Origin of the sequence: Thermocatellispora tengchongensis, from assembly GCF_014202315.1 — a bacterium.
GTDB classification, from domain to species: domain Bacteria; phylum Actinomycetota; class Actinomycetes; order Streptosporangiales; family Streptosporangiaceae; genus Thermocatellispora; species Thermocatellispora tengchongensis.
In genome coordinates this window covers 436973-453380 of sequence record NZ_JACHGN010000008.1, presented here as the reverse complement: position 1 = coordinate 453380, position 16408 = coordinate 436973, and the positions used below count along the sequence as shown (strand labels likewise).

Below are 16408 nucleotides of genomic sequence, written 5' to 3'. Positions count from 1 at the left end.
ATTTTTTCCTCAACGTTTTCGACCATGTCAGTGAATTCCGAGCTCTTTTCCGATGAATTCGAAAACCTCTTCATCGGAGGAGGATTCGAGATCCTCGGCGACCGTCGCCGTGCGGCTGCCGGTGGTGGTCTCCTTCCAGCGGGCGACGACGGCCTCCAGCCGGGCCGTGATCCGGGCCGCGTCGTCGTCCGCGCCGGCGACGGCGGAGAGCATGGTTTCGAGCTTGTCGAGTTCGGCGAGGACCGGCTGGGACGGCGACACGCCTTCCGGGACCAGCATCGTGCGCAGGTGACCGGCCACCGCGGCGGGCGAGGTGTAGTCGAACAGCAGGGTGGCCGACAGCCGCAGCCCGGTGGCCGCGCCGAGCCGGTCGCGCAGCTCGACGGCGGTCAGCGAGTCCGCGCCCAGGTCGCTGAAGGGCCGGTCGGCCGGGATGTCGTCGATGGAGGGATAGCTGAGCACCCCGGCCGCCTCGGTCCGGACCAGTTCCACCAGCACCTGCTCCTGCTCGTCCCGTGGCAGGGCCGCCAGCCGTTCGGCCAGGGCGCTGCCGGCGCTCCCGGCCGGGCCGTCCGCCTCGGTTCCCTCGCCGGAGAGCGCCTCCGCGACCTCGGACAGGCTCTCGATCAGCGGGCTGGGCCGGCGCAGGGTGAAGGTCGGGGCGAACGCGGCCCAGTCGAGGTCGGCGACCGTGAGCGCGGTCTCGCCGCCGTCGATGGCCTGGCTCAGGGCCCGGATCCCGAGTCCGGGATCCAGCAGCCGCAGTCCGCGCCGGACCATCTGGGCTTTGCCTTCGCTGTCGCTCATGCCGTCGCCGTCCCACGGGCCCCAGGCCACCGACAGCGCCGGGAGCCCGCGGGCCTTCCGGTTCTCGGCCAGGGCGTCGAGGAAGGCGTTGACCGCGGCGTAGCCCGGGTGCAGGCCGCTGCCCCAGGTCGCGGAGACCGAGGAGAACAGCACGAAGGCGTCGAGGCCGAGATCGGCGGTCAGCTCGTCCAGGTGCGTGGTCCCGGCGGTCTTGACCGCCGCGAGCCCGGCCAGTTCGTCCAGGGTGGTGTCCTGGAGGGCGGTGGCCTGTCCGGTTCCGGCCGCGTGCATGACCGCGGTCAGCGGGGGGCCGCCGGCGGCGATCCAGCCGAGAAGGCCGGCGACGTCGGCGCGGCGGGCGGTGTCGGCGGCCACGACGCCGACGGTGGTTCCCGCGGCGGCCAGCTCGGCGGCGAGCCCGGCGGCACCGGGCGCGGCCACGCCCGACCGGCTGGTCAGGACCACGCGCGGGGCACCGCGGCCGGCCAGCCAGCGGGCCACGTGGCCGCCGATCCACCCGGTTCCCCCGGTGATCAGGGCCGTGCCGCGCGGTCTCCAGGTCTCGTCCCGCTGGGGCCGGGGGGCTCGGACGAGCCGCCGGGCGCGTATGCCGGCGCTGCGAATCGCCACCTGGTCCTCGCCGTTGCCGGCCAGCACCGCGCACAGCCGGCCGGCGGCCCGGTCGTCCAGGCCGGCCGGCAGGTCGATCAGGCCGCCCCAGCGTTCGGGGTGTTCCAGGCCCGCGACCCGGCCCAGTCCCCAGACCTGGGCCTGCAGCGGCCGGGCCGGTGGTTCGCCCGGATCGGTGGCCACGGCTCCGGAGGTGAGCACCCACAGCGGTGCCTGGGCCTGTGCGTCGCCCAGCGCCTGGATCAGGCTCAGGGTCGCGGCCAGTCCCCCGGTCACCGCCGGCCGGTCCGGCAGCGGCGTCTCGTCGAGAGCCAGCAGCGAGACGACTCCGCTCGCCCGCGCGACGCCGGCGCGGCCGAGTTCGGCGGCCAGCGCCTCCCGGGTGGTCTCTGCGCTGATCCGGACGACGACGGCCTCGGCGCCGTGACCGGTGAGCGCCTGGACGCAGCGGCCGGCCGGCTCGGCGTCGGCCGTACCGGTGACCACGAGCCAGGTTCCGGACAGCGTGACCGGCTCGGGGTCGGCGACGGGAGCCCAGGAGATCCGGTACCGCCAGGTGTCGGTGGCCGACCGGTCGCGTTCGCGCCGGCGCCAGGCGGCGAGCACCGGCAGCAGGTCGTCCAGCCTCCGGTCATCGACCGCGAGCGCCTCGGACAGGGCCGGCCGGTCGCCGGACTCGACCGCGGCCCAGAACCGGGCCTCGGCCGCACCGCCGGCGTGGTCGTCGCCGGTGACCGGCCCGATCCGGAGCTTGTGCGGGCCCAGCGGCCAGAAGCGTTGCCGCCGGAAGGCGTACGTGGGCAGGTCCACCCGGGTTCCGGCGGGCAGGACCCGGGTCCAGTCCACGCCGATGCCGTGCACGTGGGCGCGGGCGAGCGCGGTCAGCACCGCGTCGGCGGCCGAGGTCCGGGGCCGCAGCAGCGGGATGAACACCGGCTCGGCGGCGCCGGCCGCTTCGGTCTCCGCTCGGGCTGCCTCGGCCGCGGGCAGGGCGGCCGGGCCCATCGCCGAGAGAGTCGCGTCCGGGCCGATCTCCATGAAGACGGACACGCCCTGACCGGCCAGCGCGGCCACGGCGTCGGCGAACCGGACGGCCTGCCGGGCCTGGGCCGGCCAGTAGCCGGGCTCGGGGGCGGTCAGGATCGTGCCGTCACAGGCTCCGGCCCAGGTCACCGTGGGCGTCCGATGCTCCAGTCCCGTCGCCACGCGCCGGAGTTCGTCCAGAACGGGATCCATCCGGGCCGAGTGGAACGCGTGGCTGACCCGCAGCCGGCGCACCCGCCGGCCCCGCTCCCGCCACGTCTCCAGCACCTGGCCGACGGCCTCGGAGTCACCCGAGATCACCACCGCCGAAGGCCCGTTCACCGCCGCTATCTCGACCCCTGGCAGGCCGTCCAGGGTCTCGGCCATCTCGGCCTCGCCCGCCTCGACGGCGGCCATCGCGCCACCGGCGGGCAGGTCCTGCATCAGCCGGGCCCGTGCCGCGACCAGCCGGCTCGCGTCGGCCAGGGTCAGCACGCCCGCCGCGTGGGCGGCCGCGATCTCGCCCACCGAATGGCCGGCCACCGCGTCCGGCACGATCCCGGCCTCGGCCAGGAGGGCGACCAGGCCCACCTCGACCGCGAACAGCCCGGTCTGGGCGTAGACCGTCTGATCCGCCCGTTCGTCGTCCTCGTCGCCGAGGACGACCTCCCGGATCGGCAGCTCCAGTTCGGCCTCCAGCAGCGCGCACGCCTGGTCGAAGGCCGCCGCGAACGCCGGTGACGCCGCGTACAGTTCGCGGCCCATGCCGGCCCGCTGGGCTCCCTGGCCGGCGAACAGCAGGCCGACCTTGGGCCGGCCCGCCGGAACGGCGCCGCTCACCACCGTGGGCGCCGAGCCGCCGGCCGCGAGCGCGGCCAGGCCCGACGTCAGCGTCTCGCGATCCACGCCGAGGACCACGGCCCGATGCTCGAACGACGACCGGGATGTGGCCAGCGACCAGGCCACGTCGGTGATGTCGGTGATGTCGTCCGGGTCCTGATCGGCCCGGGCCGAGACGAACTCGGCCAGGCGCGCGGCCTGGGCCCGCAGTCCGTCCGGCGTACGCCCCGACACCAGCCAGGCCCGGGATCCGCCGGTCAGCACGGCCGGCCGGGCCGGCCCGGCCGGCTCGATCGGCTCGGCCGGCTCGATCGATTCGTTCGGCTCGGCCGGAAGGCCCGGCGCTTCCTCGATGATGGTGTGCGCGTTGGTGCCGCTGATCCCGAACGCCGAGACGCCGGCCCGGCGCGGCCGCCCGTTCGGCTGCCATTCGACCGTCTCGCGCAGCAGCCGCACCTCTCCGGCCGACCAGTCCACGTGCGGGGACGGCGTCTCGCAGTGCAGGCTGCGCGGGAGTCTCCGGTGCCGCAGGGCCAGCACCATCTTCATCACGCCGGCCACGCCGGCCGCGGCCTGGGTGTGGCCGATGTTCGACTTGACCGACCCGAGCCAGAGCGGACGCCCGTCCGGACGGTCCTGGCCGTAGGTGGCCAGCAGGGCCTGGGCCTCGATCGGGTCGCCGAGGGGTGTGCCGGTGCCGTGCGCCTCGACGACGTCCACATCGGCCGGAGACAGCCGGGCGTCGGCGAGCGCGGCCCGGATCACCCGCTGCTGGGAGGGCCCGTTGGGGGCCGTCAGCCCGTTGGACGCGCCGTCCTGGTTGGTCGCGCTGCCGCGGATCACGGCGAGAACCTGGTGCCCGTTCCGCTGGGCGTCGGAGAGCCGCTCCAGGACGAGCACGCCGACGCCCTCGGCCATCCCCATCCCGTCCGCGTCCGCGCCGAACGCCTTGGACCGCCCGTCCGGGGCCAGCCCGCGCTGCCGGGAGAACACCACGAGATCCCAGGGCGTGGCCATGATGGTGACGCCGCCGGCCAGCGCCATCGTGCATTCGCCCGAGCGCAGGGCCCGCGCGGCCAGGTGCAGGGCGACCAGGGACGAGGAGCAGGCGGTGTCGATCGTGACGGCGGGGCCCTCCAGCCCGAGGGTGTAGGCCACCCTGCCGGAGATCACGCTGGTCGCGTTGCCGGCCATCAGGTGGCCTTCCAGGCCGGCGGCGCCGTCGGCGCCGGTCTGCTGCCCGACGGCGGCGTAGCCGGAGCTGTAGCCGCCGACGAACACCCCGGTCCGTGACCCGCGCAGGGACGCCGGCGCGATGCCCGCGCGTTCCAGGGCCTCCCACGAGGTCTCCAGCAGCAGCCGCTGCTGCGGGTCCATGGCCAGGGCCTCGCGCGGGCTGATCCCGAAGAAGCCCGGGTCGAACTCCCCGGCCTCGTGCACGAAGCCGCCGGCGCGCACGTACGTCGTTCCGCTGTGACCGGGGTCGGAGTGGTAGAGACGGTCCAGGTCCCAGCCGCGATCGCCGGGGAAGCCGGAGATGGCGTCGGTGCCGGAGATCAGCAGCTCCCAGAGCTGGTCCGGGGTCCGGACGCCGCCCGGGAACCGGCAGCCCATGCCCACGATCGCGATCGGCTCGCCGTCGGCCGCCGCCGTCGTCACCGGCGCCGAGGTGGTGGACTCGTCGCCCAGCAGTTCCGCCCGGAGGTGCTCGGCCAGCGCCGCCGGCGTCGGATAGTCGAACAGGAGACTGGCCGGCAGCCGCAGGCCGACGGCCGCGCTGAGCCGGTTACGCAGCTCGACCGCGGTCAGCGAGTCGAACCCCAGGTCGCTGAAGGCCCGCCCGGCCTGGACCGCCTCGGGCGAGGGGTACGCCAGGACGTCGGCGACGTAGGTCTGGACCAGGCCGATCAGCTTCTGCTCCCGCTGGGCCGGGGGCAGGGCGGCGAGCTGCCCGATCAGCTCGTCCTTGACTCGCGCGCCGGCCCCGGACGCGGCCGCCATCCGCTGGACCTCGGCCAGGTCCCGCAGGAACGGCGCCTGCCGCATCTCGTGCTCGCCGCCGCTGGACTCGATCAGTTTCCAGTCGATGTCCATGACCGTCAGCACGCTGTCGGGACCGCCGAGAGCGTCGGCGAGGGCCTGGACGGCGAGCCGCGGCTCCATCAGGACCTCCCAGCGGTTGCGGCTCAGCCGCTGCCGGGTCGCCTCGCTGGCCTGGGCGACGCCGCCCCCGGCCCACGGGCCCCACGCCACCGACAGCGCCGGCAGCCCCCGGGCCTTCCGGTTCTCGGCCAGGGCGTCGAGGTAGGCGTTGGCCGCCGCGTAGTTGCCCTGGCCGCCGGCTCCGAAGGTCGCGGCGGCCGAGGAGAACAGCACGAACGCGTCCAGGTCCAGGTCCGCCGTCAGCTCGTCCAGCAGGGCGGCGCTGGTGGCCTTGGCCGCCAGGACCGAGGCCAGCCGGGCCGGGTCGAGCCGGTCCAGGATGCCGTTGTCGACGACGCCGGCGGTGTGCATCACGGCGGTCAGCGCCGGGCCGGTCGCCGCGATCCGCTCCAGCAGCCCGGTCAGGTCGGACCGGTCCCCGGTGTCGCCGGCCAGGATCTCGACGGTGGTGCCGCGGATCGCGAGCTCGGCCGCCAGCGAGGCGCTTCCGGCCGCGGCCGGGCCCGACCGGCTGACCAGAACCACCCGAGGAGCGCCGCCGTCGGCCAGCCAGCGGGCGACGTGCCCGCCGATCGCGCCGGTGCCGCCGGTGATCAGGACGCTGCCGCGCGGCGTCCACGGTTCACCGTCGCGGCCCGGCCGCGGGGCTCGGACCAGCCGCCGGGCCCGGATCCCGCCGGCCCGGATCGCGACCTGGTCCTCGTCGCACCCGGCCAGCACGGCGGCGAGCCGGGCGGCGGCGGGCTCGTCCAGGCCGGCGGGCAGATCGACGAGCCCGCCCCAGCGGTCGGGGTGTTCCAGCGCCGCGACCCGGCTCAGACCCCATGCCTGGGCCTGCACCGGGCCGGTCAGGGCCTCCTCCGGGGCGGTCGCGACCGCGCCGGAGGTCGCCACCCACAGCGGCGCCGCGATGCCGGCGTCGCCCAGCGCCTGCACCAGGGTCAGCGTCCCGGCCAGGCCGGCGGGCACGGAGGGCCATCGGGCCAGGGGCGTTTGGTCCAGCGCCAGCAGGGACAGCACACCCGCTACCGGACCCTCGCCGGCGATGGCGCGGATCCGATCGGCCAGCGCCTCCCGGTCGAAACCGGCGGGGTCGATGGTGATTCCGGCGACGCGGGCTCCGTGCCCGGTCAGGGCGCGGGTGACCTCCTCGGCCCGGGTCGCGCCGGACTCCCCGGCCACGAGGAGCCAGGTTCCGGACAGCCGGGCCGGTGCGGGGTCGGCTACCGGGGCCCAGGAGACCCGGTAGCGCCAGTCGTCGAGCACCGAGGAGTCACGCCGCCGCGCCGAGGCCGGGCGTGCGCCGGCCTGGTGGAGCCAGTAGTGCTGCCGCTGGAAGGCGTAGGTGGGCAGCTCGACCAGACGTCCGGCCGGCAGCACCCGGGCCCAGTCGACCTTCACCCCGCGCACGTGCACCCGGGCCAGCGAGGCCAGGAATCGGGCCGGCCCGCCGGCCTCCCGTTCCACCGTGCCGGTGATGAGCGGATCGGCCGGGCCCCCAGCTTCTTCGAGGGTCTCGCTGATCGCCGAGGTCAGCACCGGATGCGGGGACACCTCGACGAACGTCCGGCACCCCGCTTCGGCCAGCGCCACGACGGCGTCCTGGAAGCGCACCCGTTCGCGGACGTTCGCGTACCAGTACCCCGCGTCCAGTTCCGGGCCGTCGGCGCGGCGGCCGGTCACCGACGAGAACATCGCCACCCGGCCCGCCCGCGCGGTTATCCCGGCCAGGTCCCGGACCAGGCCGTCCCGCAGTTCCTCGACCCGGGCCGAGTGGGCCACGAAGTCGGTCTGCGGGATCCGCCACCGCAGCACCCGCCGGGCCGACAGTTCGCGCTCGAAGTCGTCCAGGGCCTCCAGGTCGCCGGAGACCACCGTGGTCGCCGGGCCGTTCACGGCGGCCACCGAAAGCCGTTCCGTCCAGCTCGCGTTCGCGGCCAGCAGTTCCTCGACCGAGGCGACCGGCATCACCACCGAGAGCATCCCGGCCGACGCGGCCAGCCCGGACAGGGCCCGGCTGCGCACCGCGACCACCTTCGCCGCGTCCTCCAGCGACAGGATCCCGGCGACGCACGCCGCCGCGATCTCCCCCTGGCTGTGACCGACGACGGCGTCCGGCGTCACCCCGGCCGCCTCCCAGACGGCGGCCAGCGACACCATCACCGCCCACAGCAGCGGCTGCACGACATCGGCGCGCTCCAGCCCGGGCGCGCCCTCGCGGCCGGCCAGCACGTCGTCCAGGGACCAGCCGACGTACGGCGCCAGCGCCGCGCCGCACTCGGCCAGCCGGGCCGCGAAGATCGGCGACGAGGCGGCCAGTTCCCGGCCCATCCCGGCCCACTGCGCGCCCTGACCGGGGAACACGAACGCGATCTTCCCGACGCCGGACGCGAGCCCGGTGGACACTCCCGGGGCCCGGCCCTCAGCGGCCAGAGCCGACAGCCCCGCCATGAGCTCGTCCCGGTCCGCCCCGACCACGGCGGCCCGGTGTTCGAACACCGATCGCGACACGGCCAGGGACCAGCCCACATCGGCCGGATCCAGCTCCGGAGCGGCGGTGACGAAGGACGCCAGCCGCCGCGCCTGGGCGGCCAGCCCGGCGTGCGACCGGGCCGACAGCAACCACACCGGTGGGGCGGCCGGCAGCACGGGCGGAGTCGCGGCGGTCATCGGCTCGGCGCCGCCGGTCCCGTCCGGGGCGGTGCCCTCACCGGCAGGGGCGGTGTCGTCCGCCGCCGGGGCGGTGTTCTCTGCGCCCGGGGCGGTGTCCTCTGCGCTCGGGGGGGCCTCTTGAAGGATGACGTGGGCGTTGGTCCCGCTGATCCCGAACGCGGAGACGCCGGCGCGGCGCGGCCGGTCGCCCGGCGACCACGGACGCGCCTCGGTCAGCAGCCGTACGTCGCCCGCCGACCAGTCCACGTGCGGGGAACGCTCCTGCGCGTGCAGCGTGCGCGGCAGCAGCCCGTGCCGCAGGGCCAGCACCATCTTGATCAGTCCGGCCGTTCCGGCCGCCTGCTGGGCGTGACCGATGTTCGACTTCACCGACCCCAGCCACAGCGGCCGGCCCTCCGGCCGGTCCTGCCCGTAGGTCGCCAGCAGGGCCTGGGCCTCGATCGGGTCGCCCAGCGGGGTCCCGGTCCCGTGCGCCTCGACCGCGTCCACGTCGGCGGCGCTCACCCCGGCACTGGCCAGGGCGTCGCGGATGACCCGCTGCTGGGACGGGCCGTTCGGCGCGGTCAGGCCGTTGGAGGCGCCGTCCTGGTTCACCGCGCTGCCGACCACCAGCGCGAGCACCCGGCGCCCGTTCCGGCAGGCGTCGGACAGCCGCTCCAGCACGAGCATGCCCGCGCCCTCGGCGACGCCCATACCGTCGGCGTCGGCGGAGAACGCCTTGCACCGGCCGTCCGGGGCCAGTCCCAACTGCCGGCTGAAGTCGGTGAACATGAGCGGGCTGGCCACCACGTACGCGGAGCCGGCCAGGGCCAGCGTGCACTCGCCGGAGCGCAGCGCCTGGGCGGCCAGGTGCAGCGCGACCAGGCCGGAGGAGCAGGCCGTGTCCACCGTGAGCGCCGGCCCCTCCAGGCCGAGGGTGTAGGACACCCGGCCGGACAGCACGCTGGTCGCGGTCCCCGTCACCAGGCCGCCGTCGAGCGTGCCCTCGGACCCGCCGGCGCCGTAGTGGGAGAAGGTGCCGCCGGCGAACACCCCGGTCCGGCTGCCGCGCAGCGAGGAGGGGTCGATGCAGGCCCGCTCCAGCGCCTCCCACGACGTCTCCAGCAGCAGCCGCTGCTGGGGGTCCATGGTCAGCGCCTCGCGCGGGCTGATGCCGAAGAAGCCGGGGTCGAACTCGCCGGCCGCGCGCAGGAATCCGCCGGACCGGATGTGGGAGGTGCCCTCATTGTCCGGATCGGGATCGAACAGGTCCTCGGTGTTCCAGCCGCGGTCGCGCGGGAACTCGCCGATCACGTCCGTCCCCGCGGCCAGCAGCTCCCAGAGCCCTTCGGGGGTCTCGACGCCGCCGGGGAAACGGCAGCCGATGCCGACGATGGCGATCGGCTCGTCGGGAGCCGCGGACCGGAGGACGGCGGCGGTGGCACGGCCGGCGCTCTCGGCGTCGCCGGTCAACCGGGACCGGAGGAATTCCGCGACCGCCATCGGGGTGGGGTGGTCGAACACCAGCGTGGCGGGCAGCCGCAGGCCGGTCGCGGCGTTGAGCCGGTCGCGGAGTTCGACGGCGGTCAGGGAGTCGAAGCCGAGGTCGGTGAAGGCCCAGTCGGCCTGGACGTCCTCGATCGACGCGTGGCCGAGGACGGTGGCGATCCGGGACCGGGTGAGGTCGAGCAGGATGCGGGTCTGCTCCGGCGCGGGCAGGCCGGCCAGTTGCCGTCCCAGTGCGGTCACGGAGACCGGGGCGGCGGAACCGGCGTCGGCGGGCGGCGAGACCTCGGGCAGGCCCGCGATCAGCGGGCTGGGCCGCCGCAGGGTGAAGGTCGCCGCGAACCGCGACCAGTCCACGTCGGCGACCGTCACCGACGTGTCCGCGTTGTCCAGGGCCTGCCCCAGCGCGCGGATCCCCTGGTCCGGGTCCATCAGCCTCAGCCCGCGGCGCCGCATCTGCTCGCCGTCGTCGCCGTTCGCCAGGCCCAGGCCCGCCCACGGGCCCCAGGCGACCGACGTCGCCGCCAGGCCCCGCCCGCGCCGGCCGTCCACCACGGCGTCCAGGAAGGCGTTCGCCGCCGCGGACCCGGCCTGCCGGCCGCTGCCCCAGGTCGCGGAGATCGAGGAGAACAGGACGAACGCGTCCAGATTCATCGCCTGGGTGAGCTCGTCCAGCCAGATCGCGCCGGCGGCCTTCTCGCCCAGGACGTGGGCCAGGTCGGCGACGGTCGTGTCGGCCACGGCGGTGGCCTGCTCCGCGCCCGCGGTGTGGAACACCGCGGTCAGGGGCGTCTCGCCCCGGCCGATCCGGTCGAGCAGCCCGGCCGTCTCGTCCCGGCGGGCGAGGTCGGCGGCGAAGACGCCGACGGTGGCTCCGGAGCCGGCGAGCACCGCCGCCAGGTTCGCCGCGCCCGGCGCGGCCGGGCCGGACCGGCCGGCCAGGACCAGGTTCTCCGCGCCGCGCTCGGCCAGCCAGCGGGCCGTGGTGCCGGCGATCGTCCCGGCGTCGCCGGTGATCAGCGCGGTGCCTCGGGCCGTCCGGCGTTCCCCGCCGTCGTGGGCGAGCGAGGCCCGCACCAGGCGGCGGCCGAGGATTCCGGCGCCGCGGATCGCGACCTGGTCCTCGCCGCATCCGGCCAGCACGGCGGCCAGCCGCCCGGCGGCCGGCTCGTCCAGCGTGGCGGGCACATCGATCAGCCCGCCCCAGCGGCCGGGGTGCTCAAGCGCGACGACCCGGCCCAGTCCCCACACCTGCGCCTGCGCCGGTCCGGCCGGCGCCTCGCCGGGCCGGGTCGCCACCGCCTCGCGGGTGAGGACCCACAGCGGGGCCTGGACGCCGGCGTCGCCCAGCGCCTGCACCAGCCCCAGCGTCCTGGCCAGCCCGGCGGGGACCACCGGGAACCCGTGCAGCGGAGTCTCGTCCAGCGCCAGCAGCGACAGCACACCGGCCACCGGCGCGGACCCGGCGGCGGTGAGCGATTCGGCCATCCGGGCGGCCAGGGCCTCCCGGCCGGTCTGATCGGGGGCGATCTCGACGAGGACCGGCTCGGCGCCACGGGCGCTCAGAACCGGCAGGAGTTCGGCGCTCAGGCCGCCGGCCGCCGCGTCGGCCACCACGAGCCAGGTCCCGGACAGCCGGGCCGGGCCCGGGTCGGTGACCGGCTCCCAGGAGATCCGGTACCGCCAGTTGGCGGTCACCGCCTCATGACGCTCGCGCTGCCGCCAGGACCACAGCGCGGGCAGCACCTCGCTGAGCGGGCGGCTCGCGTCCACGGCCAGCGTGCCGGCCACGGTGGCCAGGTCGCCCCGCTCGACCGCCGCCCAGAAGCGTCGTTCCGCCTCGGTGCTCGCGCCCTCTCCGGTCGCGATGCCGGACGTTGCGGGTTTGGCCCAGAACCACTGGCGCGCGAAGGCGTACGTCGGCAGCGCCACCCGCCGTCCGGGCGGGAGCACGGCGGCCCAGTTCACCGCGACGCCACGGACGTGCGCACGCGCGAAGGCGGTCAGCACGGATTCCCGGACGGGAGTCCTCGGCCGCAGCACCGGGATGAAGCCGGCGCCGGGCGCCGATTCGCCACCGTCGCCGGCGGCGGGACCGGCCAGCGCGGCCTGCCCCAGCGCGGACAGGGTGGTGTCCGGGCCGATCTCGATGAACACCGAGACGCCCTGACCGGCCAGGGTGGTCACGGCGTCGGCGAACCGCACCGGCCGGCGGGCCTGCGCGGTCCAGTAGCCCGGATCGGGGGCGGTGATCGGCTCTCCGGTCAGGGCCCCCGCCCATGTCACCGCCGGGACACCGTGGTCCAGCCCGGCGGCCACGGCGTCCAGCTCGGCCAGCGCCGGGTCCATCCGGGCCGAGTGGAACGCGTGGCTGACCCGCAGCCGGCGTACGCGCCGGCCCCGCTCCCGCCAGACCTCGATCAGCCCATCGACCGCCTCGGCGTCACCGGAGACGACCACCGACGAAGGGCCGTTCACGGCCGCCAGCTCCACACCGTCCAGACCGTCCAGGGCCTCGGCCATCTCGGCCTCGGTGGCCTCGACGGCGGCCATCGCCCCGCCATCGGGCAGGGCCTGCATCAGCCGGCCCCGCGCCGCCACCAGCCGGCAGGCATCGGCCAGGCTCAGCACCCCGGCGGCATGAGCCGCGGCGATCTCACCCACCGAATGACCGGCCACCGCGTCCGGGACGATCCCGGCCGCCGCCAGCACGGCCACCAGACCGGCCTCCACCGCGAACAACCCGGCCTGCGCGTAGACGGTCTGATCCGCCCGCTCGTCGTCGTCATCCCCCAGGACGACCTCCCGGACCGGCAGCCCGAGTTCGGCCTCCAGCAGGGCACACGCCTGGTCGAACACCGAGGCGAAGACCGGGGACGCGGCGTACAGCTCCCGGCCCATCCCGGCCCGCTGCGCCCCCTGCCCGGCGAACAGGAAGCCCACCCGGCTGGTGCCGCCGGGCGGAACCACCCCCGACACCACCCCGGGGGCCGGATCGCCGGCGGCCACCGCCGACAGCCCGGAGGTCAGCTCGCCGAGATCCGCGCCGAGGATCACGGCGCGGTGCTCGAACGTCGCCCGGGTGGTCGCCAGCGACCAGCCGATATCGGTGACCTCATCGGCGGGGCCGGCAGGGCCGGTGTCGCCGGCCTGCTCCGCGCCGGACCTGCTCGCCAGGAACGCGGCGAGCCGCCGGGCCTGAGCCGGCAGCCCGGCGGCGGACCGGCTCGACACCAGCCAGGCGGCCGGAGCCCCCCTCAGCACCGGCAGGGCCGGGGCTTCCTCGGCCGCGGCGGCCGGCTCGCCGGCGTCCTCCGCCGGGTTCTCCTCCGCGGCCGGGTCCTCCTCCAGAATGACGTGCGCGTTGGTGCCACTCATCCCGAACGAAGACACCCCCGCCCGGCGCGGCCGGTCACCGGCGGGCCAGCCGACCGCCTCGCTCAGCAGCCGCACCCCGCCGGACCAGTCCACGTGCGGGGTCGGTTCATCGACGTGCAGGGTGCGCGGCAGGACGCCGTGCCGCAGGGCCAGCACCATCTTGATCAGTCCGGCCATCCCGGCGGCGGCCTGGGTGTGGCCGATGTTGGACTTCACCGAGCCGACCCACAGCGGCCGCTCAGGGTCGCGGTTGTGCCCGTAGGCGGCCAGGAGCGCCTGCGCCTCGATCGGGTCGCCCAGCTCCGTGCCGGTGCCGTGTGCCTCGACCGCGTCGATGTCTGCCGGGGTCAACCCGGCGGCGGCCAGCGCCGCCTGGATCACGCGCTGCTGGGAGGGCCCGTTGGGGGCCGTCAGTCCGTTGGAGGCGCCGTCCTGGTTCACGGCGCTGCCCCGGATCACGGCGAGAACCTCGTGCCCGTGCCGGCGGGCGTCGGAGAGCCGTTCGAGCACGAGCATGCCCGCGCCCTCGGCCAGCCCCATGCCGTCGGCGGCGGCCGAGAACGGCTTGCACCGCCCGTCGGGGGCGAGCCCCAGTTGCCGGCTGCCCCAGACGAACCAGGTGGGGCTGGCCAGGACGGTCACGGCCCCGGCCAGGGCCAGGCCGCACTCGCCGGAGCGCAGGGCCTTGACGGCGAGGTGCAGGGCGACCAGGGAGGACGAGCAGGCCGTGTCCACCGAGACGGCCGGGCCCTCGAAGCCGAAGCTGAAGGCCACCCGGCCGGAGATGACGCTGTTGGCGGTGCCGGTGAGGAGGTGGCTCTCCAGGCTGCCGTCGCCGTCCTGGAGGGCGCTGCCGTAACCGGAGATACTGGCGCCGGCGAACACGCCGGTGGACGAGCCTCGCAGTGACCCGGGCTCGATCCCGGCCCGCTCCAGAGCCTCCCACGAGGTCTCCAGCAGGAGCCGCTGCTGCGGGTCCATGGCCAGGGCCTCGCGCGGGCTGATCCCGAAGAACCCGGGATCGAAATCCCCCGCGTCGTGGACGAATCCGCCCGAGCGCACGTGCGACGTCCCGGGATGGGCCGGGTCGGGGTCGTACAGGGCGTCAAGGTCCCAGCCGCGAGTGCCCGGGAGCCCGCAGACGGCGTCGGTGCCCGCCGTCAGCAGCTCCCACAGGTCCTCCGGGGCCTGCACTCCACCGGGGAACCGGCAGCCCATGCCGATGATCGCGATCGGCTCCTGACTCTGTTCCTCCACCTCGCGCAGACGGCGGCGCGTCTGCTGGAGATTGGCGGTCACCAGCTTCAGGTAATCGCGGAGCTTTTCCTCGTTAGACATTCAGTCGCCATTCCCTGATCGCTCGACATGAGCTTTCCCATGACCCCGCCGTGGAGCGGACGGAGCGGCTCAACGCCACTGAAACAATATCCACAAATGCGACAACATCTTCGCGAGAAACCAGAGATACGACCGAACGTGAATCACGTTCGACAGGGATGCTAACCGTGCGGCAGAAGCCACGCAACCTACCTCGGCGACCCTTGTTCAACTGAGGAATTACCCGGTTGAACAAGGTCGCCGAGGACCCGGGTGAATACGCGCGCCGGCGGGACGACGGCGTTCAACTGTGTACTCTCAGCAGTTGAACACGGCCCGCTCCATTCAGTGAGTGTTCGACAAGATGTGGCCCCGTTGAACGTAGTCGTGCGGGCCTGATTCCCCTGGATGCGACATGGTGCGGGCCCATAGTACGGTGCCGGTCAGGCGATGGAGACCCCCCGGCGCCGCATCACCTGATGTCGTTCACGGCCGGCAGCAAGCATGACGGAGCGGCCGGTCGATCTTTGCTGCGCATTCCGTGCCGCCGGTGTGGCGATCGAACCGCCCCGCGATTCACTTCCACGGCCATGATGCCCATATTTCCGGTCTCCGCCTATGACATCAAGCGCGACTTTTCGATGAAGGGCCGGAGATTCTCCGTTTCGACGGCTCGGAGCAGGGTGTGCCGGCACCAAGAGCGGACGCCATTTATCGCGCAGGCCGGCACCGTTGATCCACTCGATGGTGGAATGGTGCCGGGAGGGGACTTCTCCAGAGCGCGAGCGTACAGATCGGCATGTCCGGAACCCTGCCCCGCTCATAGAGGAGGCTGTCGCAGAGCACGGCCGAAGGCACGCCCGCTCGTTCTCCACGCCGCCGGCCACAGTGAGGCCGTCGCGCGGGCGCGCACCCGGCTTCGGCCGCGAACTGTGAGCTCATTCGAAGACGAGGCCGTCGGAGGGCGGGTCCTCAAGGGAGGAGTTCGATATGGGCTCGTCCGTGGGCTGCTGGGGCTCCTGCTCCACATCCGGCGACAGATCGGAAGGGGGCGACGGCGCGCCCGTCGCGGTGACATCGACGTAGCTGGGCAGCGGCGGGTCGATCACGCTCTGGTGGATGACGAGCTGGGCGTGTACCGTCTCACCCGAGGCCGGAGGCGTGGTGTACGCGAGGGTGAACGCGCACTCCTCCCCCTTACGCAGCACCATGCCGACGCAGCTCCGGTCGATCTCGAAGTGCTTGCCGTTGCCGTCCTCGAACCCGATCTCGCCGATCTTGAGCGGCACCCGGCCCGTGCTGACGATGCGGATGTCGGCGTCACAGCCGTCGAGCGTGCAGGCCAGCTCCGCCGGCGTGACCTTCACCTGCGGGCCGCGAGGCCGGGACCGCGATGGCGGGGGCTCCTCTTCTGGAGCGTTCCACGGCGCGGGTATCGCCGCGAAGAACACGACCCGCCCCCGCGCCACGAGATCGGTGACCGTCAGGCCGCTGTAGGTCGTGGCCGGCGCGAGCACCGCCACCAGCACACCGGCCCCGGCCCGCAGGCGGTGGAACGGGCCCGCGACCGCGATCAGCGGCGGGATGAACGCCCCGGCCACCGCACCGAGCAGCCGGGGCGTTGCCCCCGCGTGCAACGGTCGCTGATCAACGTGCCGCTGGCGGAGGCGAGCACGGCCAGCAAGAAGGTGCCTGTGCCGCCGCGCGAGCGCGGCGCCCCTCGGCCGCGGTCGTCGGCTGCGGTCTCTTCCATTGCTGGATCTCAGGTCCGCCGAGCCCTCGTCGCGCGGTGGTCGATGCGCAGGCAGCCTCCGCCAGGTGGCGCCTCCGGGAGTGCCACGAGCGGCTGCGGCCCGCCGGGATGTCGCCTCGACGGCGTCAACGGCACGCTGGTGGGGACCTGCACCGTGCCGGCCACCCACCGTGCCGGCCACCGGTGGCCGGCGGATGTGGCCCACGGTCACCTGCCCGGTGACGGCGCGCGAGAGCGCTGTCCATCACCGGGCGCACGGCGTCATCGAGCGGCGCCACCAAGGGCGTGACCGCCGAGCTCACCAACGACAGGAGCTACACCACGAGCGTCTGGGTGCGG

The 16408-nt window shown here is 74.8% G+C and carries 2 protein-coding genes; both read right to left on the bottom strand.

Annotation, left to right across the window (positions count from 1 at the left end):
• Positions 1-27: 27 nt before the first annotated feature.
• On the bottom strand, positions 28-14337 hold the full coding sequence (locus HNP84_RS21350) for a type I polyketide synthase (protein WP_185051516.1): 14310 nt from the start codon (positions 14335-14337) through the stop codon (positions 28-30).
• A gap of 917 nt (positions 14338-15254) precedes the next feature.
• Positions 15255-15953 carry a hypothetical protein gene (locus HNP84_RS21345; RefSeq protein ID WP_185051515.1) on the bottom strand — a complete coding sequence of 233 codons (699 nt, stop codon included), beginning with the start codon at positions 15951-15953 and terminating at the stop codon, positions 15255-15257.
• Positions 15954-16408 lie beyond the last annotated feature (455 nt).